24 protein-coding genes are annotated in these 23,789 nt (G+C 45.2%); 16 read left to right on the plus strand and 8 right to left on the minus strand.

The window, feature by feature from the left end:
* Positions 1-2 precede the first annotated feature (2 nt).
* On the plus strand, positions 3-485 hold the full coding sequence (locus R7E29_RS09015; protein ID WP_005380994.1) for a YbaK/EbsC family protein: 483 nt from the start codon (positions 3-5) through the stop codon (positions 483-485).
* A gap of 47 nt (positions 486-532) precedes the next feature.
* On the opposite strand, the gene mscS is transcribed toward R7E29_RS09015, so the two are convergent.
* From mscS to R7E29_RS09040, 5 genes are all read right to left on the minus strand, one after another.
* Positions 533-1,399, minus strand: coding sequence for a small-conductance mechanosensitive channel MscS (gene mscS / locus R7E29_RS09020; RefSeq protein ID WP_213906777.1), 867 nt, complete (start codon positions 1,397-1,399; stop codon positions 533-535).
* A 424-nt stretch (positions 1,400-1,823) separates the two neighbouring features.
* Positions 1,824-2,900, minus strand: a complete 1,077-nt coding sequence (fbaA, locus tag R7E29_RS09025) for a class II fructose-bisphosphate aldolase (RefSeq protein WP_005380996.1) — start codon at positions 2,898-2,900, stop codon at positions 1,824-1,826.
* A 154-nt stretch (positions 2,901-3,054) separates the two neighbouring features.
* A complete protein-coding gene (locus R7E29_RS09030) occupies positions 3,055-4,215 on the minus strand; it encodes a phosphoglycerate kinase (protein ID WP_005384547.1) in 1,161 nt (386 codons plus the stop codon).
* A gap of 151 nt (positions 4,216-4,366) precedes the next feature.
* Entirely contained in the window at positions 4,367-5,404 is a 1,038-nt protein-coding gene (gene epd, locus R7E29_RS09035; protein WP_005384545.1) for an erythrose-4-phosphate dehydrogenase, read from the minus strand.
* 135 nt (positions 5,405-5,539) lie between these two features.
* Positions 5,540-7,498, minus strand: a complete 1,959-nt coding sequence (locus R7E29_RS09040; protein WP_054577168.1) for a ligand-gated channel protein — start codon at positions 7,496-7,498, stop codon at positions 5,540-5,542.
* A gap of 140 nt (positions 7,499-7,638) precedes the next feature.
* On the opposite strand from R7E29_RS09040, the gene R7E29_RS09045 reads away from it, so the two are divergent.
* Complete coding sequence (locus tag R7E29_RS09045) at positions 7,639-8,532, plus strand: LysR family transcriptional regulator (RefSeq protein WP_017633561.1); 894 nt, start codon at positions 7,639-7,641, stop codon at positions 8,530-8,532.
* Between the two features lie 91 nt (positions 8,533-8,623).
* Here the strand turns inward: R7E29_RS09045 and tkt are convergent, their stop codons facing one another.
* A complete protein-coding gene (gene tkt / locus R7E29_RS09050) occupies positions 8,624-10,618 on the minus strand; it encodes a transketolase (RefSeq protein WP_318082624.1) in 1,995 nt (664 codons plus the stop codon).
* A gap of 315 nt (positions 10,619-10,933) precedes the next feature.
* Between tkt and metK the strand changes: the two genes are divergently transcribed.
* From metK to ruvX, 8 genes are all read left to right on the plus strand, one after another.
* On the plus strand, positions 10,934-12,088 hold the full coding sequence (metK, locus tag R7E29_RS09055) for a methionine adenosyltransferase (RefSeq protein WP_005381027.1): 1,155 nt from the start codon (positions 10,934-10,936) through the stop codon (positions 12,086-12,088).
* A 402-nt stretch (positions 12,089-12,490) separates the two neighbouring features.
* A complete protein-coding gene (locus tag R7E29_RS09060) occupies positions 12,491-13,288 on the plus strand; it encodes a DUF2189 domain-containing protein (protein ID WP_042521290.1) in 798 nt (265 codons plus the stop codon).
* Between the two features lie 68 nt (positions 13,289-13,356).
* Entirely contained in the window at positions 13,357-13,854 is a 498-nt protein-coding gene (locus tag R7E29_RS09065) for a SprT family zinc-dependent metalloprotease (protein ID WP_005381025.1), read from the plus strand.
* Positions 13,855-14,004: 150 nt separating this feature from the next.
* Complete coding sequence (gene endA, locus R7E29_RS09070; protein ID WP_017635582.1) at positions 14,005-14,700, plus strand: deoxyribonuclease I; 696 nt, start codon at positions 14,005-14,007, stop codon at positions 14,698-14,700.
* 113 nt (positions 14,701-14,813) lie between these two features.
* The gene (gene rsmE, locus R7E29_RS09075) at positions 14,814-15,545 is read left to right on the plus strand and encodes a 16S rRNA (uracil(1498)-N(3))-methyltransferase (RefSeq protein ID WP_017635581.1); all 732 of its coding nucleotides are present in this window, start codon (positions 14,814-14,816) and stop codon (positions 15,543-15,545) included.
* Between the two features lie 13 nt (positions 15,546-15,558).
* Positions 15,559-16,509 carry a glutathione synthase gene (gene gshB, locus R7E29_RS09080; RefSeq protein ID WP_017635580.1) on the plus strand — a complete coding sequence of 317 codons (951 nt, stop codon included), beginning with the start codon at positions 15,559-15,561 and terminating at the stop codon, positions 16,507-16,509.
* A gap of 127 nt (positions 16,510-16,636) precedes the next feature.
* Positions 16,637-17,200: a YqgE/AlgH family protein gene (locus tag R7E29_RS09085; RefSeq protein WP_005381020.1), complete on the plus strand. Its 564-nt coding sequence runs from the start codon at positions 16,637-16,639 to the stop codon at positions 17,198-17,200.
* 35 nt (positions 17,201-17,235) lie between these two features.
* Positions 17,236-17,661: a Holliday junction resolvase RuvX gene (gene ruvX, locus R7E29_RS09090; RefSeq protein ID WP_182016905.1), complete on the plus strand. Its 426-nt coding sequence runs from the start codon at positions 17,236-17,238 to the stop codon at positions 17,659-17,661.
* A 61-nt stretch (positions 17,662-17,722) separates the two neighbouring features.
* On the opposite strand, the gene R7E29_RS09095 is transcribed toward ruvX, so the two are convergent.
* Together R7E29_RS09095 and R7E29_RS09100 are read right to left on the minus strand one after the other, a co-directional pair.
* Complete coding sequence (locus R7E29_RS09095; protein ID WP_005381016.1) at positions 17,723-18,829, minus strand: PilT/PilU family type 4a pilus ATPase; 1,107 nt, start codon at positions 18,827-18,829, stop codon at positions 17,723-17,725.
* Positions 18,830-18,859: 30 nt separating this feature from the next.
* Entirely contained in the window at positions 18,860-19,900 is a 1,041-nt protein-coding gene (locus R7E29_RS09100; protein ID WP_005381015.1) for a type IV pilus twitching motility protein PilT, read from the minus strand.
* 28 nt (positions 19,901-19,928) lie between these two features.
* On the opposite strand from R7E29_RS09100, the gene R7E29_RS09105 reads away from it, so the two are divergent.
* From R7E29_RS09105 to R7E29_RS09130, 6 genes are all read left to right on the plus strand, one after another.
* A complete protein-coding gene (locus R7E29_RS09105; RefSeq protein ID WP_005384521.1) occupies positions 19,929-20,630 on the plus strand; it encodes a YggS family pyridoxal phosphate-dependent enzyme in 702 nt (233 codons plus the stop codon).
* A gap of 159 nt (positions 20,631-20,789) precedes the next feature.
* A complete protein-coding gene (proC, locus tag R7E29_RS09110) occupies positions 20,790-21,608 on the plus strand; it encodes a pyrroline-5-carboxylate reductase (protein WP_005381013.1) in 819 nt (272 codons plus the stop codon).
* A gap of 52 nt (positions 21,609-21,660) precedes the next feature.
* Positions 21,661-22,218 carry a YggT family protein gene (locus R7E29_RS09115; RefSeq protein WP_005381012.1) on the plus strand — a complete coding sequence of 186 codons (558 nt, stop codon included), beginning with the start codon at positions 21,661-21,663 and terminating at the stop codon, positions 22,216-22,218.
* Positions 22,218-22,508: a DUF167 family protein YggU gene (yggU, locus tag R7E29_RS09120; RefSeq protein WP_054577162.1), complete on the plus strand. Its 291-nt coding sequence runs from the start codon at positions 22,218-22,220 to the stop codon at positions 22,506-22,508. The genes R7E29_RS09115 and yggU overlap by 1 nt, the downstream gene beginning before the upstream one ends.
* A gap of 128 nt (positions 22,509-22,636) precedes the next feature.
* On the plus strand, positions 22,637-23,068 hold the full coding sequence (locus R7E29_RS09125; RefSeq protein WP_005381010.1) for a DUF4426 domain-containing protein: 432 nt from the start codon (positions 22,637-22,639) through the stop codon (positions 23,066-23,068).
* Positions 23,069-23,186: 118 nt separating this feature from the next.
* Entirely contained in the window at positions 23,187-23,789 is a 603-nt protein-coding gene (locus R7E29_RS09130) for an XTP/dITP diphosphatase (RefSeq protein ID WP_042521298.1), read from the plus strand.

The raw sequence follows: 23,789 nt of genomic DNA on the forward strand, positions 1-23,789 counted from the left end.
ACATGGAGTCACTAAAACGTATTTATAACAACAATAGAGAGCGATTCAACGCGCTCTCTATTCCTTTTCGGGAATGGCAGCACGAAGCCATCTTAGACTTTGAGACAGATATACGCATTGCGAGAGAGCTTGGTTGGACGGGTACGCATACCAAAAGCCTCTTTTTAACACTCAAAGGACAAGGTTACGCGGTTTATCTGACAGATAAGGACTCGCGCCTCGATGCCAAGCAGATTAAAGCGATTACAGGTAAACGTCCCTCTATTTGTAATGACGATGAAATGGTCGAAGTGTTAGGTTGCGTACCCGGCGCGGTTTGCCCAATAGGCTTACCGGAATACATCACTATCATTGTTGATACCAATCTCTATCAACATCAAGAGTTGCTCTATACGCCTGGCTTACCTGAGTTCACATTTGGATTTGCAGGTAAACATCTAAAACGCCTCTTACTTGCTGGTCATCACACCCTTTACGAAATATAAAAAAGCGAGGCCTATTGGCCTCGCTTTCGAATATCGACTGCTTTTGATTAAGCGTCGACTTTGTTCAGGTGAACATCCATTTGTGGGAATGGAATCTCGATACCATTTTCATCCAATGCTTCTTTAATACCTTGCATTGCATCAAAGTATACGCCCCAGTAATCTGCAGTTTTCACCCATGGACGAACCACAAAGTTAACTGAAGAGTCTGCTAACGTAAGTACACCAATTGTGATATCTGGGTCTTTCAAGATACGTGGATCTTTCTCTAGCGTCTCACGAATCACTTTCTTCGTTAGTTTAAGGTCTGCTTTGTATGAAACACCAATCGCTAGGTCGACACGTCGTGTCGCATGGCGAGAGTAGTTAGTAATGGCACCGCCGATAACTGAAGAGTTAGGCACAACAACCATTTTGTTGTCTGGTGTTTTTAGAACTGTTTGGAAGATTTGAATTGCTTCAACACTACCCGCTACACCACCGATTTCTACGTAGTCGCCTGATTTGAATGGACGGAACGCAACAATAAGTACGCCTGCTGCAAAGTTTGATAGTGAACCTTGTAGTGCAAGACCAACAGCAAGACCTGCCGCACCAATCACAGCAACAACAGAAGCGGTTTGAACTCCTAATCGACCAAGAGCCGCGATTAGCACGATTACAAATAGCAAGTAACGAACAAGACCGTGAATAAATTCAACGACGGCCTTATCCATGTTTTTCTTTTCTAGTACTTTAGAAACACTACCAGCGACTGCCTTAACGATAAGATTACCGATAAACAGAATAAGCACCGCAGAGATAATGTTCACACCGTACTGAACCAGTAGATCTGAATTGTTTGTCAGCCAAGTTTCAGCCTGAGTTAGACCATCCGTTAAAGTGGTATCGATACCCACCGATTCACCTGCCATAATTCTTATCCTCAAAATAAAGAGATATAAATCCAATTGCCGTTAATTTATGAACCTTGTTTTTTAAAGGCTCTTTTCTAAAACAACATCCCTATTGCTCCACTGAACAGTGTCAGATTTTTGGCACAATATCCCAACTCTGACTTTTTTCAAAGTCAGAGTTTCGCAAAGATATGCAAAACAAGACTTTATCAGAGCTTTCTGACACTGACTTGTTACAGGTTACGCAATGCACTCTGATTTCGCCACTCTTAAGACTGATATTCCCATGTTTTCTTTAAAAAAAACGTTAAAGGTGAGATATCTCACTAGCAAATACAACCTAACGCATAAAAATATCGGGAGAAAGCAGAAGGGAAGAAAATGATAGATATAAAAAAACCCGCTCAAAGAGCGGGTTTTTAAGTAACTTAATCAGTAACGATTATAGTACGTCAACTGCGTTAAGGTCAGCAAATGCTTGCTCTAGACGAGTAACCATTGAAGCTTGGCCTGCACGTAGCCATACGCGTGGATCGTAGTACTTCTTGTTTGGTGCATCTTCACCAGTTGGGTTACCGATCTGACCTTGTAGGTAATCGTGGTTTTCAGCTTCGAACTTACGGATACCATCCCAAGTAGCCCACTGTGTATCAGTATCGATGTTCATTTTGATTACACCGTAGCCGATAGATTCACGGATTTCTTCTAGAGAAGAACCTGAACCGCCGTGGAATACGAAGTTTAGAGAGTTCGCTGGAAGACCGAATTTCTCAGAAACGTGCGCTTGAGAATCACGTAGGATAGTTGGAGTTAGTACAACGTTACCTGGCTTGTATACGCCGTGTACGTTACCGAAAGATGCTGCGATAGTGAAACGGTGGCTGATTGCGCTTAGTTTCTCGTATGCGTATGCAACGTCTTCTGGAGAAGTGTATAGCTCAGACGCATCCATATCAGAGTTGTCAACGCCGTCTTCTTCACCACCAGTACAACCTAATTCGATTTCTAGAGTCATGTTCATTTTAGCCATGCGCTCTAGGTACTTAGCAGAAATTTCGATGTTCTCTTCTAGAGACTCTTCAGAAAGGTCGATCATGTGAGAAGAGAATAGTGGCTTACCAGTTTGCGCGAAGTACTCTTCACCAGCGTCTAGTAGACCGTCGATCCAAGGAAGTAGTTTCTTAGCTGCGTGGTCAGTGTGTAGGATTACTGGAACACCGTAAGCTTCAGCTACAGCGTGAACGTATTTCGCACCAGCAACAGCACCTAGGATTTGAGCTTCTTGACCTTCAAGTTTTAGACCTTTACCAGCAAAGAAAGCAGCGCCACCGTTAGAGAACTGAACGATAACTGGAGCTTTAACTTTTGCAGCTGCTTCAAGTACTGCGTTTACAGAGTCAGTACCCACACAGTTTACTGCTGGAAGTGCAAAGCTGTTTTCTTTTGCAACTTCAAATACTTTCTGAACGTCATCGCCAGAGATAACACCTGGTTTTACGAAGTCGAAGATCTTAGACATGGATGTAATCCTATTTATCTGTCGTTTTTAAACAAAACTTGTTAAGTTGAAAATCTTGCAAACGTTTGCTCACAACTGAGGCTATTCTAGCAGAGTTCCTCACACGTTGCAGCAAACAAGAAAGCGGGAGAATCACTCCCCCGCTTTGCTTTAATTACTTAGCGCGTGCTTCTAGCATTTCTACTGCTGGAAGAACTTTACCTTCTACGAATTCAAGGAAAGCGCCGCCGCCAGTAGAGATGTAAGATACATCCGCTTTGATACCGAACTTGTCGATAGCCGCTAGCGTGTCACCACCACCAGCAACAGAGAAGCCTTCAGAAGCTGCGATAGCTTCAGAGATGCCTTTAGTACCTGCTTCGAAGTTCTTGAATTCGAATACGCCTACTGGACCATTCCATAGGATAGTCTTAGCGTTTTTAAGGATTTCAGCTAGTTCAGCAGTTGAATCTGGACCAAGGTCGAAGATCATGTCGTCGTCTTGTACTTCAGAAACGTGCTTGATTTCAGCTTCTGCGTTCTCGTCAAATGCTTTCGCACATGCAACGTCAGTTGCTACTGGAATTGCACACTCGTCCATTAGCTTCTTAGCTGTTTCAACTAGGTCTGCTTCGTATAGAGACTTACCAACGTTGTGGCCAGCAGCTGCGATGAATGTGTTAGCAATACCACCACCAACAACGAGTTGGTCAGCGATTTTAGATAGAGACTCAAGAACAGTTAGCTTAGTAGAAACTTTTGAACCACCTACGATAGCAACCATTGGACGAGCTGGCTTGTCCATTGCTTTGCCTAGCGCTTCTAGTTCGTTTGCTAGTAGAGGACCAGCACATGCTACGTCTGCGTGCATGCCAACGCCGTGAGTAGATGCTTGAGCACGGTGAGCCGTACCGAATGCGTCCATTACGAATACGTCACATAGTGCTGCGTATTTCTTAGATAGCTCTTCGTCGTTTTTCTTTTCGCCTTTGTTGAAGCGAACGTTTTCAAGAACAACAAGTTCACCCGCATTTAGCTCTAGGCCATCTAGGTAATCTTTTGCTAGCTTCACTTCGCAATCTAGTGCGTCGTTTAGGTAGTTAACAACTGGTTGTAGAGAGAACTCTTCAGCGTATTCACCTTCAGTTGGGCGACCTAGGTGAGACGTAACCATTACTTTAGCGCCTGCTTCTAGGCAGTGCTTAATAGTTGGAAGAGATGCGATGATACGTGCATCCGAAGTTACTTTACCGTCTTTTACTGGCACGTTTAGGTCAGCACGGATAAATACACGTTTACCTGCAAGATCCAGGTCAGTCATCTTGATTACAGACATGATGTGTCCTCTCAAATATTTAATAATTAAAGTTTTTGAAAACTCGGCAACCCTGCCAAGCCTGTTAATTCTTCAAACTGGTTATAGATATGGAGATATTATGGATTTATTTCAAGGCTAGAAATAAAAATTCTCCATCACTTCTTCGTCATTACTGTTCCACTTGCGAAGAAGCTTGCATTGCTAAGGCAGTATCCAGCATCCGGTTAGCAAAGCCCCATTCGTTGTCGCACCAAACGAGCATTTTTACGAGTTGCCCGTTACTCACTCTAGTCTGGCTTCCATCCACAATCGCACTATGGGGGTCGTGGTTAAAGTCGATGGAAACGAGTGGCGATTCAGTATAGTCAACAATGTTACGTAATGTACACTGAGATGCGTTAACAATGGTTTGATTTACGTCATTAACTTTCACATTTGTACTAATTGTGACACTTAAATCCATTGCTGTGACGTTAACCGTTGGAACACGAACAGAAATTGCTTCGAATTTGTTGGAAAATTTCGGGAAGATTCTTTCAATCCCCTTATGCAACTTAGTGTCCACCGGAATAATAGATTGGCTTGCAGCGCGGGTACGGCGTAAGTCGTTATGATACGCATCAATTACTTGTTGATCGTTCATGGACGAATGAATTGTGGTAATGGTGCCAGACTCTATGCCGAAGGCTTCGTCTAATACTTTAATGATGGGAACGATACAGTTGGTGGTGCAAGATCCATTGGAGACAACACGGTGCTCGTCTTTCAGAGTTTCGTGGTTCACACCATAGATAATCGTATTATCTAGGTCGTTTGCGCCCGGGTGCGAAAACAGTACTTTCTTCGCGCCAGCTTCTATATGCGCTTGCCCATCCGCTTGCGAACCAAATACGCCAGTGCAATCCAAGACGATATCAACTTCTAAATCACGCCAAGGAAGTAATTCGATTTCGGAGAGGTGGAGAATGCGAATGGAATCATATTCACCGCTGTCATGATGAACATGCAAATGTTCTTGGTCATGGGAAATTTTTTTACCAAAGCGACCATGACTGGTGTCATATTGCAGTAGGTGTGCCATCGCCTCTGGCTGTGCTAGTTCGTTAACCGCCACAACCTTGATCTGCTGGTGTTTTCCGCTTTCATACACCGCTCGCAGAACATTACGACCTATACGTCCAAATCCATTGATCGCAACCTTTAGCATTTATCCTTCGCCCTACCAAAAATTTCGTGTCACAGATACTACCTGATCAGGCTGACAAACGCACCTGTTGAATCACAGTAAAGCAGGATTAAAAAAGGTCGAGACTATGCTCGACCTTATTACAACGATAGATAATTAAAATGCGACGTCTAAACCTAACCAGTAGCGACGACCATCTTCAATATATCCGTATTCTTCGTAACTGATTTCCTCGTCCAGCAAGTTATAGATAGCGCCTTTAATACGAGTATTGTCGGTTAACTGGTATGTCACACCGGCGTCCACAAAGGTATAAGCTGGTTCTACAATACTGTTTCTTGATGGGCCAGTAACCGGATCCATTTCTTTACCTCGGTACGTGACTTTCGCCCAGCTCTCTAGATCTGTTGTCGTTTGCCAAGTCACATCCACATTAAACAGATGCTTTGGTAACTGCTGCAGCGGCATGCCTTTGTATTCACCTGTTTTTTGCTCTGAGTCGGTAAATGTGTAGCTCGAGCTAAGGTAAATGGTTTCCGTTAACGGCGATGCTAAGGTCGCTTCAATACCTTGTGTGACGGCTTCATCCACGTTAATACGGTACGTTGGATCTGCGCCCCATTGGTTTGGACCATCAGTACAGATAGTGTCTGGACAAACAACACGTGTGATCTTGTCTTTGAATTCGTTATGGAACGCTGTCAAAGAGACATCTAAGCCAGAATCACCTTGATACAAGACGCTGATTTCTTTGTTTAGCGACGTTTCAGGGTCAAGATCTGGGTTACCGTAGATATTACCGCCACCACTGACTTGCGCCCAGCCAGGAGTAATTTCACGTAATTGTGGAGAACGGAAACCTGTTGCCACACCGCCTTTCACCGTCCAAGACGGATCAACTCGCCATACACCGTAAACACGCGGACTAAAGTGCGCGCCATAGTTTTCGTCATGATCTAGGCGACCACCAAGCGTAACGCTAAACGGATCAGCGATTCTCCATTCATCTTCAATGAAAACAGCCCACTGCGTATTCGATGTTTCAGTCTTCGACGACGCTTTGTTGGAGGTGAAATCCTCAAGCTCTGCATGAGTAGCGTCCACACCCGTCGTCAACGTATGGTTTCCAATACCAGTCACCAAGCTCGATTTGAACGTGGTGTTGGTTATCGTCATCTCACGAGATTTGTTCTCGCTCTCTTCTCGCTGTAAGTAAGTATCTGAAATGCCAATCGAATCCCAATCACCGTTGTGGCTTACCGTTACGTAATTACGACGATATTCATTCAGTGAGTCTTCACACCCACCACGACACCCAGTAGTCGGCACTGAAAGGCCTACATTACCACGACGACTTTGTGCCGACGTGCCGCCCTCTAATTGCACCGAGTGGCGATCATTAATCTGGTAAGTCAGTTTTGAAGAGATACTCTGCATATCTTTATCTTCATAACCGTATTCGATGTCATCTTCTTCTCTGGTTGTGTACTGACCATATACTTGGAGAGATAAATTTTCAGCCAACGGACCATTAACGAAAAAGTTCGCGCTCTGCTCTCCACCTGAGCGGCTATTCTCTTGTAGTACCGTGCCCAGTTGAACATTACCCGTCCAGTCTAGCGCATCTTTTCGTGTGATGACGTTAATCACACCACCAATCGCATCAGAACCGTAAAGCGTCGACATTGGGCCACGAATAACTTCGATTCGCTCAATCGCTTGAAGAGGAGGTAACCAACCTTGTTCGATACCAGGGCCGTCACTATTTGGACGAGTTTCACGCGTACTTTGACGTTTACCATCGACCAGTATCAAAGTGTATTTAGAACCCATACCACGGATACTAATGTCGGTGGTATCACCACCACCTGTCACGACAACACCTGGCACACTTTTTAGTGCATCAGTCACATCGCGGTAATAACGGGAGTCCAACTCCTCACGTGAAATCACACTAATACTTGCAGGCGCGTCCGCTTGAGATTGCTCATAACTTGATGCAGTTACAACCACTGTTTCCATTTTAGAAACTGCATCATTGGCAAAAACATGAGGGACACTGACGAAGGCTAAAATACCAGTTGCGGTAATAACTGGCAGTCTAAGAGTAGACATCTACATCTCCATAATTGATAATGATTATTATTTTCGAAAGTGAATTATTCACAAATAGAATGAGATGCATAGTGAGAGTTATGGAACGGTTCTTTCCATTTATGGAACTCGTACATAACGCAGTAAGGAGTAAAAGAAATATGCACGACTTAGCATCAATTAGAGCCTTTGATGCGCTCAATCAGCATAAAAGTTTGACAGCAGCTGCTAAAGCCCTTAATCAGCCAAAATCAACGCTAAGTCGTCGCTTGGCACAATTAGAAGAAGACTTCGGTCAGGCTCTAACCGCCAGACAAGGTAATCGATTAGTTCTGACAAGAGCTGGAGAAATCTTTGCCCACTACAGCCGCCAGATTCTTGAGTTAAGTGAAGAGAGTTATGATGCACTCCAAGGTTTAACGAACCAAGTTTCAGGGCCACTGCATATTGTTTGTCACACTGCCTTAGTTAGAAGCTGGCTAGGCGGCGTACTCAATCGTTTTCTTGCTGATAATCCCGATGTTAGAGTTCAACTTACCAGTGACTTTTCTGAAGCGCACCATGACCCAGATTTGTTCATCTGGCTCGGTGAACGTAAAGAGCTAGACTGGCGAAAAGAAGTGCTGGGGGTATTTCGCTATACGCCTTTTGCCTCTCCAAATTATCTAAAACAACATGGGCCTATACCGCACCCCAAAGAACTTGAAGCACATCCATGGATCGATTTTGGTTCAGTGCAAGAAAATGGATTGATGCTAGCACACCCTCAACACGGTGAGTTCTTTTTAGAACCCTTTGTTAGTCGGTTATACAGCGACAACATAGCAATGCAAATAGACAGTATCGCGAATGGTCATGGTATTGGACTGCTGCCGACTTGGACAGCATGCGGCTATGAGAAACATCACCCAGGGCGAATCACACCTTGCTTAGAAGGTTGGCTTTCTGAGCCTATTTCCATTAACTGCTATACACCAGCAGGACGACCACCACTGCGCTTATCCGTACTTTTAGACTGCATTCACCAAAGCATTCCACAAGGTTGGAAAACCTGACAAAAATAAAAAGGCCATCATAATGATGGCCTTTCTAACTTTAGCATCTAACAGTTGTCGTTTACGTTCGACTGTTTAGATGGTCCTGCAATTACGCTAGCAATTCTTTAGCTGTGTTCACTACGTTTTCAGTCGTGAAGCCAAACATCTCGAATAGCTGACCAGCAGGTGCTGATTCACCGAATGTTGTCATACCGATGATGCGACCGTCGAAGCCTACGTACTTGTACCAGAAATCCGCAATGCCCGCTTCAATAGCGATACGTGCCGTTACGTCTGATGGCAGTACAGATTCACGGTAAGCAGCGTCTTGTTTGTCGAATGCGTCTGTTGATGGCATTGAAACAACGCGTACTTTCTTGCCTTCTGAAGTTAGTTGCTCAGCGGCTTTCACTGCAAGCTCAACCTCAGAACCTGTTGCGATAAGGATTAGCTCAGGCTTACCTTCGCTATCTTTCAGGATGTAAGCACCTTTCGCGATGTCTGCGACTTGTTCAGCAGTACGCTCTTGTTGCGCTAGGTTTTGACGAGAGAAGATAAGTGCAGTTGGTGCATCTTTACGTTCAATCGCTAGTTTCCATGCAACTGCAGACTCAACTTGGTCACATGGGCGCCATGTGCTCATGTTTGGAGTTACACGTAGAGACGCCATTTGCTCAACAGGTTGGTGAGTTGGGCCATCTTCGCCAAGACCGATCGAATCATGCGTGTAAACTTGGATGTTCTGAATTTTCATCAGCGCAGCCATACGCATTGCGTTACGAGCATATTCCATGAACATTAGGAATGTTGCGCCGTAAGGAACGAAACCACCGTGCAATGCGATACCGTTGATGATAGCGGTCATACCGAATTCACGCACACCGTAGTGGATGTAGTTGCCAGAGAAGTCCTCCATTTCTAGAGACTTAGAACCAGACCACATGGTCAGGTTAGAAGGCGCTAGGTCAGCAGAACCACCCATAAACTCAGGAAGCATTTGACCAAACGCTTCTAGTGCATTTTGCGACGCTTTACGTGATGCAATGTTCGCTGGATTTGCTTGAAGATCGGCAATGATTTGGTTCGCTTTTTCTTCCCACTGTGCAGGAAGTTCGCCGTTTAGACGACGTTTAAGCTCTGCCGCTTCTGCAGGGTAAGCTGCAGCGTATGCTTCTAATTTTTCATTCCAAGCTGCTTCTTTCGCGGCGCCCGCTTCTTTTGCATCCCACTCAGCGTAAACATCTGCCGGGATCTCAAATGGGCCGTACTCCCAACCTAGGTATTCGCGAGCCGCTTGGATTTCATCGTGACCTAGTGGTGCACCGTGACAGTCGTGCGAACTAGACTTGTTAGGAGAACCGAAACCGATAATTGTTTTGGTACAGATAAGCGTAGGACGTGGGTCCGCTTTTGCTGCTTCAATTGCTGCGTTGATCGCGTCTGAGTCGTGACCATCGACTGCTGGGATTACATGCCAGCCGTACGCTTCAAAACGCTTAGGTGTATCGTCAGAGAACCAGCCTTCAACGTGACCGTCGATAGAAATGCCGTTGTCATCCCAAAACGCGATCAGTTTGCCTAGACCTAACGTCCCAGCAAGAGAGCATGCTTCATGCGAGATGCCTTCCATTAGACAGCCGTCACCCATGAACACATACGTAAAGTGGTCAACGATATCGTGACCTTCTTTGTTGAACTGTGCCGCTAGTGCTTTCTCTGCGATCGCCATACCAACAGCGTTAGTGATGCCTTGACCTAGAGGACCCGTTGTTGTCTCGATACCAGGCGCGTAGCCGTACTCTGGGTGACCTGGGGTTTTTGAGTGCAATTGACGGAAGTTTTTCAGATCGTCAATAGATAGCTCGTAACCGCTTAAGTGCAGTAGAGAGTAAATAAGCATTGACCCATGACCGTTTGACAGCACAAAGCGATCGCGGTCGGCCCACTCTGGGTTTGAAGGGTTATGGTTTAGGTGAGAGCGCCAAAGAACTTCAGCGATATCAGCCATACCCATTGGTGCGCCTGGGTGGCCTGAGTTAGCTTGTTGAACACCATCCATGCTTAGAGCACGAATTGCATTGGCAAGATGTTTACGAGACGACATGTCTGCTCCTGAGTACATTAAGCGAAACGAAAAGTAGGTCATAATTCTCTCAAAGCCCTGTTGGGTGTGCAAACGTTTTCCAGTCCAAAACCTCACAAATATTGCACCTTTCGCGCCAAATCGTTCGAAGTTCTTAAAATTATCAATAAATCAGGCAAACGTTTGGTTATAACAAAAACCAAAAAAGAGCTTGTAATTCGAGCAATCAAATTTAGAATAGACGTCTAGATGTAGATACACCTACAAAAATTAGTATTAATTTGCGCTGGAGAGTTTATCATTCCCCAGTTTTAAACCAGATATAGTGGAGCTAACATGGCTAAGCACCTGTTTACTTCTGAGTCAGTATCAGAAGGTCATCCAGATAAAATTGCAGACCAGATTTCTGATGCGGTTCTTGACGCGATTCTAGAGCAAGATCCAAAGGCTCGTGTTGCATGTGAGACTTACGTTAAAACCGGTATGGTAATGGTGGGTGGTGAAATCACGACTTCAGCATGGGTAGACATCGAAGAGTTAACTCGTGAAACCGTTCGTGAAATCGGCTACGTACATTCAGATATGGGCTTTGACGCAGATTCTTGTGCGGTACTAAACACAATCGGTAAACAGTCGCCAGATATCAACCAAGGTGTTGATAAAGCTGACCCTAAAGAACAAGGTGCAGGCGACCAAGGCATCATGTTTGGTTACGCTTGTAACGAAACTGAAGTACTAATGCCAGCGCCAATTACTTACTCTCACCGTCTTGTTCAAAAGCAAGCAGAAGTTCGTAAAAACGGCACACTACCTTGGTTGCGTCCTGATGCAAAATCTCAGGTAACATTCCAATACGATCAAGGTAACATCGTTGGTATCGACGCGGTTGTTCTTTCAACTCAACACTGTGATTCAATCTCAACTTCAGACCTGCGTGAAGCGGTAATGGAAGAGATCATTAAGCCAGTGCTACCTTCTGAGTGGATCAACAAAGAAACAAACTTCTTCATTAATCCAACCGGTCGCTTCGTAATCGGTGGTCCTATGGGTGACTGTGGTCTAACTGGTCGTAAGATCATCGTAGATACCTACGGCGGCGCAGCTCGTCACGGTGGCGGTGCGTTTTCTGGTAAAGATCCATCAAAAGTTGACCGTAGTGCAGCATACGCAGCACGCTACGTAGCGAAAAACATCGTAGCGGCAGGCATGGCTGACCGTTGTGAGATCCAACTTTCTTACGCAATCGGTGTTGCTGATCCAACGTCTATCATGGTGGAAACGTTCGGTACTGAGAAAGTATCTCACGACATCATCATTGAAGCGGTTCGTCAATTCTTCGACCTACGTCCATACGGTCTACAAGAAATGCTTAACCTTCTTCAACCTATCTACAAGAAGACAGCGGCTTACGGTCACTTCGGTCGTGAAGAATTCCCGTGGGAAGCAACAGACAAAGCTGCACTTCTACGCGATTTCGCTGGCATCAAATAATCAAGCCAAGCAAGAATCAATCAAGCCCTCGCCTATGGTGGGGGCTTTTTATTTTCAGCAACTTTTATCTAGTCATTTCGACTCATACCGCCCAGCCCCACAAAGCAGTCCTGTTTCTCCCTCATTTTTATACCGAATAAATTTTAAGCAATTATTTGTAAATTATCCCATCTCCGCCAATAGTTAAAATATTGTTAACTCCAATTTAAATAGAGACGTCGGATGCTGGCGACTGTGGAAGCAACACTTAAGTAAAGACATGAGTCAGGCATCTTTATGGCCGATACCAAACTAAGCCAATGCTCAGATGTAAACTTGAAAAAGTCGCTTCAAGTTTGACTGAACAAAAACCGCTGTCAGTTGGTATAAGCGGATAATGTGGGAATAAATCAAGGAGGAGTTATGCCTCGAACTGTTAATCCATCGGACTTCCACAACAAGCGAAAGGAAGTGCCAGACAACGAATACGCCAGAACCATACCGTGCAATACGGTCAATCTTTCTGCACCTTTTCATTGGCTAGCATTAGGTCTGCATGATTTCGTGCGAATGCCACTTATTAGTGCTTTCTATGGCATCTGTTTTATGGCAGCTGCGATAGGCATTGTTTTGCTCGTACAGTGGCAAGGCACACACTTGGTCGTCATGCCCAGTTTGATTGTTTACATGTTAATCGGTCCGTTTCTCGCGCTGGGCTTGTATGATGCCAGTTGGGAGAGAGAGCGCGGACACAAAGCAAGCTTGCTCCATTCAATGAAAGCGATCGGTCGTAACTCAACATCTCAATGGGCGTTCGCCGTGTTACTCGCAGTGTGTATGATATTTTGGATGCGCATTGCCGCTCTACTTCATGCGCTCTACCCTTCTGTTCAAGGGGCACCTTTAAGTGAGTTCCTACCCTTCCTTGTCATCGGCTCTTTAGTTGGCTTTGTTTTGGCTTGTGTGGTGTTTAGCATTTCAGCCTTTTCTATTCCGCTCATGATGGAGCGTCGCGTAGACATGATGACCGCTGTATTTACCAGCTTTAATGCAGTGAAATCCAACATTCCAGCAATGATTGTTTGGGCAGCGATCATCTGTGGCGGTATTCTTATCGGCTTTGCGACCTACGGGATCGGAATGTTGTTTACCATGCCAATTCTAGGCTACGGTACATGGCACGCTTACCATGCCACCATCAAGAAAAAACACACACCATAATTAACTGATGCTATGATCTGGCCCTCGCAAATGCGGGGGCTTTTTTATTTGATTTATCGAGGTGAATTGTGGATATAGAACTCAGCTATAAAGCCAAGCAAGTGATGGCGGGCTGTATCGCGATGGCGGAACAAGCTTTCAAACGTTCTTTCCCGATTCCAACAATCACCTTCGACGTCCGTGGGAAAGCGGCAGGAAAAGCCTACCTTCAATTAAATCAAGTACGCCTAAACCCTGTTTTATTTCGCGAAAACACCCAAGCATTCTTAGATGAAGTCATTCCTCATGAAGTAGCACACCTGATTACTTATCAGGTTTACGGGCGAGTTAGGCCTCACGGTAAAGAATGGAAAGGCGTCATGGAAGCCGTATTTAACGTACCAGCCAAAACCACTCACAGCTTTGAAGTAAAATCCGTTCAAGGTAAAACCTTTGAGTATCGTTGTGGTTGTATGACCTACCCTCTATCGATTCGCCGTCATAATAAAGTGCTGCGCAAAGAGGCTACGTACTCTTGTCAAAAATGCCGCCAACCACTTAACTTCACCGGTATTCAGTTATCGTAGCCCTTACCTCATAGTGTTACTTGCGTTCCCAAAATAAAGATCGAGTTGATCAAAACCTTCCCTTCGCCACTTATTGTTAACTTACTCATCACTAAAGCTATTTTATGCGTGTTATCATGAATAAAGTCATACTTTATAAAGACTTTTATCATGAAATACTTATTCTCTCTGTTGCTTATCGCGCTTTCTAGCACTGCGATTGCCGCGCCACCGAGCTCATTCTCTGCAGCCAAACGTGAGGCGGTCAAAATTTATCAAGACCACCCAACAAGCTTCTACTGTGGCTGTAACATTCAATGGCAAGGCAAGAAAGGCTCACCCGATTTAGCCTCTTGCGGTTACCAAGTCCGTAAACAAGAAAAACGGGCTGCACGAATCGAATGGGAGCACGTTGTTCCTGCGTGGCAATTTGGCCACCAGCGTCAATGCTGGCAAGATGGCGGACGTAAAAACTGTAAGAAAAAAGACAAAACTTTTCGTTTGATGGAAGCAGACTTGCACAACCTAACTCCTGCTATTGGTGAAGTAAACGGTGACCGTTCGAACTACAACTTCAGCCAATGGAACGGTATGGATGGCGTGAGTTATGGTCGCTGTGAGATGCAAGTGAACTTTAAGCAGCGTAAAGTCATGCCACCAGACCGTGCGCGTGGCTCAATTGCTCGTACCTATCTATACATGAGCAAAGAGTACGGTTTCAAACTGTCGAAGCAGCAAACGCAATTAATGAGTGCTTGGAACAAAACCTATCCTGTCGATAAATGGGAATGTGAGCGTGACGAGCGCATTGCAAAAGTACAGGGCAATCACAACCCATTTGTTCAAGAAGCCTGCCGCGCACTGTAACCTCCGACCTCGAAGCGTTTCAATTACTGATATTGAAACGCTTCTTGCCCCTTGTTTTTTCGGTGCAAAGCATCCATGTTAGGGTTTAAGTTTATTCTCTTGCTGGAAATCTCATGCGTACCCCTCGAATTTATCATCCAGAATCCATTCATCAACTTGGCTCACTTGCTTTAAGTGACGACGCAGCAGGCCATATCGGTCGTGTTTTGCGCATGAAAGAAGGCCAAGACGTTCTCCTTTTTGACGGCAGTGGCGCAGAGTTCCCAGCGGTTATCAGTGAAGTCAGCAAGAAATCAGTTTTGGTTAACATCACCGAGCGCGTAGAAAACAGTATTGAATCCCCTTTAGATCTGCACCTTGGTCAAGTCATTTCACGTGGCGATAAGATGGAGTTCACCATCCAAAAGTCTGTTGAACTTGGCGTCAATACCATCACTCCTCTGATTTCTGAACGTTGTGGTGTCAAGCTTGACCAAAAGCGTTTTGAGAAAAAACTCGCGCAATGGCAGAAAATCGCCATCAGTGCCTGTGAGCAATGTGGGCGTAATGTCGTGCCCGAAATTCGTCCAATTATGAGCTTGGAAGAGTGGTGTAAAGAAGAGTACGATGGTTTAAAGCTTAACCTTCACCCTCGTGCTAAATACTCAATCAACACTTTGCCAACCCCGGTTGAAAAAGTGCGCCTACTGATCGGTCCTGAAGGCGGTTTATCGTCTGAAGAAATCGAGATGACTCGAGAATACCAATTTGAAGAAACGCTACTCGGCCCTCGCGTTCTGCGTACCGAAACAGCGGCTCTGACAGCAATTACAGCCTTACAAGTTCGTTTCGGCGATCTTGGTTAAACGGAGAAAAATAATGATCAAACTCGGTATCGTAATGGACCCAATCTCGTCCATTAACATCAAAAAAGACTCTAGCTTTGCCATGATGCTTGAAGCGCAACGACGCGGCTATGAAATCCACTACATGGAAATGAATGATCTGCATCTCGATCAAGGCGTTGCCATTGCAGATACTAAAGTGGTAGAACTAAAAGAAGATCCAAACGGTTGGTACGAGTTCAAATCAGAGCAAACTATCAAACTGTCTGAGCTAGACGCGGTGCTAATGCGTAAAGATCCTCCGTTTGATACTGAATACATCTACGCGACTTACATCCTTGAGCGTGCAGAAGAACAGGGTGCACTGATCGTTAACAAGCCTCAAAGCTTACGTGATTGTAACGAAAAGCTGTTTACAGCATGGTTCCCAGAGCTGACACCTACAACGATCGTGACGCGAAAAGCAGAAAAAATTAAAGAATTTCGTGAAAAACATGGTGATGTCATCCTGAAACCGCTTGATGGTATGGGTGGCGCGTCCATCTTCCGTGTAAAAGAAAACGATCCAAACGTCTCTGTAATCATCGAGACATTGACTAACCACGGTCAAAACTACGCAATGGCACAAACCTTCGTGCCAGACATCAGCAACGGTGACAAACGTATCCTAGTGGTAGATGGCGAACCTATGCCTTACTGTCTAGCACGCATTCCTGCTAAAGGCGAAACGCGCGGCAACCTAGCCGCTGGTGGTACTGGTGAAGCTCGTCCGCTAAGCGAAACCGACCTCAAAATTGCGCAAACCGTTGCTCCGACACTGAAAGAAAAAGGCCTTATCTTTGTTGGCCTTGACGTAATTGGCGACAAGCTAACAGAAATCAACGTCACCAGCCCAACCTGTATTCGCGAAATTGAAGCAGCTTTTGATATCTCAATCACAGGCAAGCTGATGGATGCGATTGAGCGTCGAGTAAAAGGCGAATAACTCAAACTGTATTACAGTTAATAGAGAGCGTAGTACATTAACTTAAGCAAACTCATGCACATACCTAGATGTAAATTGTATGATGTTTGCTTAAGGGCATTTACGAGAGTTAAGGGTCAGTATGAGTATGAATCTCACAAATCACTTTTTGGTTGCCATGCCTGGGATGAAAGATCCGTACTTTCAAAACAGCGTGATCTACGTTTGTGAGCACAACGAAGACGGCGCTATGGGGCTGATGATCAATGCTCCTGTTGATATCACCGTCGGCAACATGCTCAAGCAGGTGGAAGTTCAGCCAGTACACCCGCGCCTATTTGAAGCCAGTCTAGATAGACCAGTTTATAATGGCGGCCCAATCTCGGAAGATCGTGGCTTTATTTTGCATAAACCCAAAGATTACTACGAGTCCAGCGTCCAAATGACCGATGACCTCGCGGTAACCACTTCGCGTGATATTCTGTCGGTGTTAGGAACAGAAGCAGAACCAAGTGATTACTTAGTGGCACTTGGCTACTCCGGTTGGAGTGCAGGCCAATTAGAAAGTGAGCTGGTCGAAAACTCTTGGCTCACCATTGAAGCGACGCCTGAAATTATCTTTAATACACCAATCAACGAGCGTTGGAAGAAAGCGGTCGAAAAGCTGGGCATCGACCCAAGTCACCTTTCAGCAGACTCTGGACATGCTTAGTCCAAATATACAGTTACATTAGATAGAGACACCTTATGTCACGCACAATTATGGCTTTTGACTTTGGAACCAAAAGCATTGGTAGCGCTATTGGCCAAGAAATTACTGGTACAGCTTCCCCATTAAAAGCCTTTAAAGCCAATGACGGTATTCCAAACTGGGACGATATCGAAAAGCAAATCAAAGAGTGGCAACCAGATTTGCTAGTGGTCGGTTTACCGACCGATCTGCATGGTAAAGACCTTGAGACCATAACCCCTCGTGCACGAAAATTTGCTAAGCGTCTGCAAGGCCGATACGGATTGCCAGTTGAACTGCATGATGAGCGTTTATCTACTGCAGAAGCTCGTGCGGAGTTGTTCAACATGGGCGGCTACAAAGCCCTATCGAAAGGTAATGTTGACTGCCAGTCAGCGGTGGTGATTCTAGAAAGCTGGTTTGAAGCCCTTTGGGGTGAGTAAACACTTCAAGCACAATGAAAAAAGGTTGGCTTCTGCCAACCTTTTTTGTTTCTGGATTGGATTAATCCATATCGATCTTAACGTTTGCCAAACTGCCCGTAGAGAATGCTTCACCACGCTGCGTTTTCAACATCAGGCGCAGATCATTCGCTGAGTCGGCACTATGTAGTGCATCCTCTTCGCTGATCTTACCTTGCATCACTAACTTATAAAGAGATTGATCGAACGTCAGCATACCAAACTCATTTGAGCGAGCCATGGTTGACTTCAACTCATGTAAATCTCCGCGACGAATCAAATCCGACACACGTGGACTATTTAGCAAGATCTCAAATACACCATGACGTCCCTGCCCATTTTTATCTCGGATCAGCTGCTGACCAACCACGCCTTTTAGGTTCATCGACAAATCGAACAAGAATTGTTCTTTTTGATCTTTCGGTACCAAGTGAAGAATGCGCTCTAAAGCTTGGTTTGCATTGTTGGCGTGCAACGTTGCCATACACAGGTGACCCGTTTCGGCGAAGGTCATCGCGTATTCCATTGTTTCACGGCTACGGATCTCACCAATCAAAATCATATCTGGTGCTTGGCGCAGCGAGTTTTTAAGCGCAACTTCATAGCTTTCCGTATCTAACCCAACTTCACGTTGAGTCACGATACAGCGCTTGTGTTCATGCACGAACTCGATCGGATCTTCGACCGTCAAAATGTGCCCGGTTTTATTGCTGTTTCGATAGCCTGTCATCGCCGCCATGGTGGTCGATTTACCCGATCCAGTAGCACCGACCACCAGCACCAAACCACGCTTAGCTATCGCCAAATCTTGCAACACTAACGGTAACTTTAACTGCTCAAAAGTAGGAATATTAGTTTCAATACGACGAATCACTGCGCCTGGTAACTCGCGTTGAAAAAAGGCACTCACACGGAAGCGACCACAATCTCTCACAATGGCAAAATTCGACTCGCGACTTTTACGAAATTCCTGACGCCGATCTGGTTCCATAGCGCTGTCGAGTAATGCAGCCACATCACTCTCGGTGAGTTTTTCCCCTTGCGGACGCAATTCGCCATCCACACGAAATAGAATTGGCGCTCCAACCGTGATGTAAAGATCCGACGCTTTCAGCGCCAACATGCCTTCGAGAAATTTATCTAGATCCATCTTCCGTATTCACCATTATCTGTATGAACGTTACGAGAATTGCTGCACTTCTAATCCGATCTTACTATCGACCTCTTCACGAGCAACCATGCCTTGCGCCATTAACTGACGAGCATTTTGCTCCATGGTTTGCATGCCGTGAGCCGCACCTGTTTGAATGATCGAATACATCTGCGCGACTTTGTCTTCGCGGATCAAGTTACGAATCGCAGGCGTTGCCATCATAATTTCATGGCATGCAATACGGCCACCACCATTACGTTTCAATAATTTTTGTGCGATAACCGAACGAAGGGATTCAGAAAGCATCGAGCGCACCATGTCTTTATCGCTGCCAGGGAACACATCGATAATACGGTCAATGGTTTTTGCCGCCGAGCTGGTATGTAACGTGCCGAACACTAAGTGCCCCGTTTCCGCCGCCGTTAACGCAAGGCTGATGGTTTCTTTGTCACGCATCTCACCAACCAGAATGACATCCGGGTCTTCACGCAATGCGCTGCGCAGTGCGTTTTGGAAACTATGGGTGTCACGGTGAACTTCACGCTGGTTGATCAAACATTTATTGTTGTTGTGAACAAATTCAATCGGATCTTCAATTGTGAGTACGTGCTTGTTGTGATTACGGTTAATGTAGTCAACAATGGCTGCTAAGGTCGTCGATTTACCTGAACCTGTTGGGCCAGTGACCAGAACTAAGCCTTTTTCAGCGTTCGCAATTTTTTTGAAGATCTCTGGCGCTTCTAGCTCTTCCAGAGTTGGAATGCTACTTGGAATGGTACGGAATACTGCCGCACAACCGCGAGATTGGTTGAAAGCGTTGACACGGAAACGGCCAACGTTATGCAACTCAAAAGAGAAATCGACTTCGAGTTTTTCTTCGAACTCACTGCGTTGGGCATCGTTCATGATTTCGAAAACCAAACGATGCACTTCTTGGTGTGTAAACGCTGGAATGCCTAGTTTTCTCACATCCCCATCAATACGAACCATTGGTGGGACACCTGCAGAAAGATGTAGATCCGAGGCATTATGTTTTACACTAAAATCCAGTAACTCAGTGATATCCATTTAAAATCCTTAAGTCTAAAGTACAGCTATGAGTAGTATTCAACAAAATATTGAACATATCACCTCTCAAATTCGATATGACGAGCAAAAATGTGGTCGAACTCCAGAGTCAGTGCAACTTCTAGCGGTAAGCAAAACTAAACCTGTCGAGGCAATTCTCGAAGCCTACCAAGCGGGACAAACCGCCTTTGGTGAAAACTACGTTCAAGAGGGCGTCAGTAAAGTTCAGCACTTTGCCGAGCATTATCCAGATAATCGAATCGAATGGCACTTCATTGGCCCGATTCAATCCAATAAATCGCGACTTGTTGCTGAACATTTCGATTGGGTTCACACCATCGATCGAACCAAGATTGCTCAACGCCTGAATGATCAGCGGCCAAGCGAACTTAAACCGCTACAAGTTCTGATTCAGGTTAACACCAGTGGTGAGGCATCTAAGTCTGGTGTCACTGAAGCGGAAGTATTCGAGCTGGCGGAGTTGATTTCTCGCCTACCCAACCTCACTTTAAGAGGGTTGATGTCGATTCCTGCCAACGTGTCTGACTACGAATCACAACTCCGTGAATTTCAGAAGTTGGCTACGTTGAAGCAAACACTCGAAGCACAGTTCCCAGAAATCGATACATTATCAATGGGAATGAGTGGTGATATGACCGCTGCAATCGAAGCTGGTAGTACAATGGTTCGTATTGGAACCGCTATTTTCGGCGCACGAGACTACAGCTAAATCAACAAAACGCTCACTCGCGACATAAGTTATGTCGTCAATCGTTAGAGCGTAAATGCGCAATCATCTTACTCGCCAATAGGAGCAGTAAGTAACAGCGGCGCCATTATACACCTGAGCGCACAACAAATTCTAAATATCATGATGGAAATCAGACAAATGGAACATAAAAAAATCGCCTTCATTGGTGCTGGCAACATGGTGAGAGCCATTGTTTCCGGCTTGGTTGCTAACGGATACCCAGCGCAAAACATTACCGCAACGGCTCCTTCAGAGGCTCGTCGCCTTCTGCTAGAACAAGATTTTGGCATCCGTACCACCAGCGATAACATCCAAGCTGCGACCGAGGCGGATGTGGTGGTATTGTCTGTAAAACCGCAAATGATGGCGGATGTCTGTAAACCACTGCAATCGATCGATTTCACTAATAAACTGGTGATTTCTATTGCCGCAGGCATCAACTGTTCACGATTGGATGATATGCTAGCCACCAAATTGAACTTGGTTCGTGTTATGCCAAATACGCCATCACAGCTTGGGTTGGGTATGAGTGGGTTGTTCGCACCAACTCATGTAACCGAGCACGACAAAGCTTTTGCCGCAGAGTTAATGGAAGCGGTCGGTAAAGTATGCTGGGTTGAGCAAGAGTCTGGCATCAATAATGTGATTGCCGCAGCGGGCAGTGCTCCAGCATACTTCTTCCTGTTTATGGAAGCGATGCAAGCAGAAGCGATTGCGCAAGGCTTTGATAAAGAGACCGCTCGACTATTGGTTCAGCAAGCGGCACTGGGCGCGGCCAGTATGGTGGTTAGCAACCCAGAAACTGAGCTATCGACCCTGCGTGAGAACGTAACATCGAAAGGTGGGACAACGGCAGAAGCACTGCGTACATTCAACGAACATCAACTTTCAGATATTGTCGCTAAAGCCATGCAAGCTGCTGTGGCTCGCGCGGAAGAAATGGAAAAACTGTTTTAATTATTTGGATGAACTCCGTTTAGTATCATCCATCACTTGTTAAGGGTACCTTATGAATTCAATGAGTTTTCTCATCTCAACCCTATTTGACCTGTACATCATGGTCGTAATTTTGCGAATTTGGTTGCAAGCTGCGCGCGCAGACTTCTACAACCCATTCTCGCAATTCATAGTAAAAGCGACTCAGCCGGTCATTGGTCCATTGCGCCGCGTTATCCCTTCCGTGGGGAATATTGACCTAGCAACCGTGTTGTTTGCCTACGTGTTGTGTGTGCTTAAATTTGTCGTGCTTATCCTAATAGCTTCGAACGGTTCCGTCTCTTTCAGCGCTGACTTCTTATTCTTGGGCTTATTATCATTAATCAAAGCCGCAGGTGGCCTATTGTTCTGGGTACTATTGATCCGTGCAATTTTGAGCTGGGTAAGCCAAGGCCGCAGCCCTATCGAGTACGTATTCCATCAACTGACCGAGCCAATGTGCGCTCCAATCCGTCGTATTCTTCCGGCTATTGGTGGTCTTGATTTAAGCGTACTGGTGTTATTTATCGGCTTGCAGTTCGCGAACTTCTTAATGGGCGATATCATTGGTCCAATTTGGTTCCAGCTATAATGTCAGCTGCAGTTTGGCAAGATGGTGAGGACATCATCCTGAAGCTCTATATTCAACCTAAAGCTAGCCGCGATAAAATCGTTGGCTTGCATGGTGAAGAGCTAAAAATCGCCATTACTGCTCCACCTGTCGATGGCAAAGCTAATGCACACCTAACTAAGTTCTTAGCCAAGCAGTTTAAAATCGCTAAGGGCTTGGTTCACATAGAAAAAGGTGAATTAGGACGGCACAAACAAATTCGGATAGAATCGCCTACCCAGATACCGATAGAAATTAAAGCCATCATATGATGGCTTTTTATTTACGATTTTGTACCACACTTACTAATACCAACGACTGAGTACGCATTTTTTACCCCCTGACCAAGGTAAAATTGCAGCTATGGTTGTTTTATAACAAGTGCTTTGAGGAAGTAACAATGAGCAAATGGATTACCGCATTACTGATTAGCCTGTTGTCGTTACCAAGCTTCGCCGATCAGTTTAAAAATATGAAAGATATCGAAGTACACTATGTAGCGTTTAACTCAACATTCCTAACACCCAAAGTCGCACGTAGCTACGATATCAAACGTAATGGATACCTCGCAGTGGTTAATATTAGCGTGTTAGATAGAGCTTCATTGGGTAAGCCAGCATTAGAAGCAAAAATTGCTGGACGCGCGAAGAACCTTATCGGCCAAACTCAGACCTTGACCTTTCGTGAAGTCAAAGAAGGCAATGCGATATACTATTTAGCCGAACTACCAATTACCCACGAAGAAACTTTTACTTTCGATATTGACGTAAAAGCTGGAAACAAAGGCTCAGGTAAGCTTAAATTCACCCAGAAGTTTTATGTTGAAGAGTAATTGGGTTGTGATGTTCCAAAAGCTTTTGGATCTAAGCAGGCTAAAAACCACTTATTAATTAAAGAATATCTAGAGGAGAACGATTTGTTCTCCTCTATCACTATTAAAAGAGATTCCCATGAAAAAAATTGTGCTAGCAACTGGTAACCAAGGCAAAGTTCGTGAAATGGCAGATTTATTGTCTGACTTCGGCTTTGAAGTATTAGCGCAAAGTGAATTCAATGTATCGGAAGTAGCTGAAACGGGTACAACTTTCATTGAAAACGCAATCATTAAAGCTCGCCATGCCGCACAAGAAACAGGGCTTCCTGCCATTGCAGACGACTCTGGATTAGAAGTCGATTTCTTAAAAGGCGCTCCGGGCATTTACTCTGCACGTTACGCAGGCGAGAGCGCATCTGATCAAGAGAATCTAGAAAAATTGCTAGCGGCAATGGAAGGCGTACCAGAAGCAGAGCGTACAGCACGTTTCCACTGCGTATTAGTCCTCATGCGTCACGAGAACGACCCAACGCCTATCGTCTGTCACGGTAAATGGGAAGGCCGAATTCTAACTGAAGCACACGGTGAAAATGGCTTTGGCTACGACCCAGTCTTCTTCGTTCCTGAAGACAACTGTGCGTCAGCCGAACTTGAACCTGCACGTAAGAAACAACTGTCTCACCGCGGTAAAGCGCTCAAGTCGTTGTTTGCTCAACTGTCTGAGCAAGTGTCTCAGTAA

This window comes from Vibrio sp. Vb1729, assembly GCF_033338655.1.
In the GTDB taxonomy this organism is placed as follows: Bacteria; Pseudomonadota; Gammaproteobacteria; order Enterobacterales; family Vibrionaceae; genus Vibrio; species Vibrio alginolyticus.

Excerpts from the sequence above, each read along its gene's own strand:
- metK (WP_005381027.1), top strand. The coding sequence starts at position 10,934 with ATGGCTAAGCACCTGTTTACTTCTGAGTCAGTATCAGAAGGTCATCCA.
- R7E29_RS09015 (WP_005380994.1), top strand. The coding sequence starts at position 3 with ATGGAGTCACTAAAACGTATTTATAACAACAATAGAGAGCGATTCAAC.
- R7E29_RS09060 (WP_042521290.1), top strand. The coding sequence starts at position 12,491 with ATGCCTCGAACTGTTAATCCATCGGACTTCCACAACAAGCGAAAGGAA.
- R7E29_RS09125 (WP_005381010.1), top strand. The coding sequence starts at position 22,637 with ATGAGCAAATGGATTACCGCATTACTGATTAGCCTGTTGTCGTTACCA.
- ruvX (WP_182016905.1), top strand. The coding sequence starts at position 17,236 with ATGTCACGCACAATTATGGCTTTTGACTTTGGAACCAAAAGCATTGGT.
- R7E29_RS09105 (WP_005384521.1), top strand. The coding sequence starts at position 19,929 with ATGAGTAGTATTCAACAAAATATTGAACATATCACCTCTCAAATTCGA.
- R7E29_RS09030 (WP_005384547.1), bottom strand. The coding sequence starts at position 4,215 with ATGTCTGTAATCAAGATGACTGACCTGGATCTTGCAGGTAAACGTGTA.
- endA (WP_017635582.1), top strand. The coding sequence starts at position 14,005 with ATGAAATACTTATTCTCTCTGTTGCTTATCGCGCTTTCTAGCACTGCG.
- R7E29_RS09045 (WP_017633561.1), top strand. The coding sequence starts at position 7,639 with ATGCACGACTTAGCATCAATTAGAGCCTTTGATGCGCTCAATCAGCAT.
- R7E29_RS09115 (WP_005381012.1), top strand. The coding sequence starts at position 21,661 with ATGAATTCAATGAGTTTTCTCATCTCAACCCTATTTGACCTGTACATC.
- proC (WP_005381013.1), top strand. The coding sequence starts at position 20,790 with ATGGAACATAAAAAAATCGCCTTCATTGGTGCTGGCAACATGGTGAGA.
- epd (WP_005384545.1), bottom strand. The coding sequence starts at position 5,404 with ATGCTAAAGGTTGCGATCAATGGATTTGGACGTATAGGTCGTAATGTT.
- gshB (WP_017635580.1), top strand. The coding sequence starts at position 15,559 with ATGATCAAACTCGGTATCGTAATGGACCCAATCTCGTCCATTAACATC.
- fbaA (WP_005380996.1), bottom strand. The coding sequence starts at position 2,900 with ATGTCTAAGATCTTCGACTTCGTAAAACCAGGTGTTATCTCTGGCGAT.
- R7E29_RS09095 (WP_005381016.1), bottom strand. The coding sequence starts at position 18,829 with ATGGATCTAGATAAATTTCTCGAAGGCATGTTGGCGCTGAAAGCGTCG.
- mscS (WP_213906777.1), bottom strand. The coding sequence starts at position 1,399 with ATGGCAGGTGAATCGGTGGGTATCGATACCACTTTAACGGATGGTCTA.
- yggU (WP_054577162.1), top strand. The coding sequence starts at position 22,218 with ATGTCAGCTGCAGTTTGGCAAGATGGTGAGGACATCATCCTGAAGCTC.
- R7E29_RS09085 (WP_005381020.1), top strand. The coding sequence starts at position 16,637 with ATGAATCTCACAAATCACTTTTTGGTTGCCATGCCTGGGATGAAAGAT.
- tkt (WP_318082624.1), bottom strand. The coding sequence starts at position 10,618 with ATGTCGTCTCGTAAACATCTTGCCAATGCAATTCGTGCTCTAAGCATG.
- R7E29_RS09130 (WP_042521298.1), top strand. The coding sequence starts at position 23,187 with ATGAAAAAAATTGTGCTAGCAACTGGTAACCAAGGCAAAGTTCGTGAA.
- R7E29_RS09100 (WP_005381015.1), bottom strand. The coding sequence starts at position 19,900 with ATGGATATCACTGAGTTACTGGATTTTAGTGTAAAACATAATGCCTCG.
- R7E29_RS09040 (WP_054577168.1), bottom strand. The coding sequence starts at position 7,498 with ATGTCTACTCTTAGACTGCCAGTTATTACCGCAACTGGTATTTTAGCC.
- rsmE (WP_017635581.1), top strand. The coding sequence starts at position 14,814 with ATGCGTACCCCTCGAATTTATCATCCAGAATCCATTCATCAACTTGGC.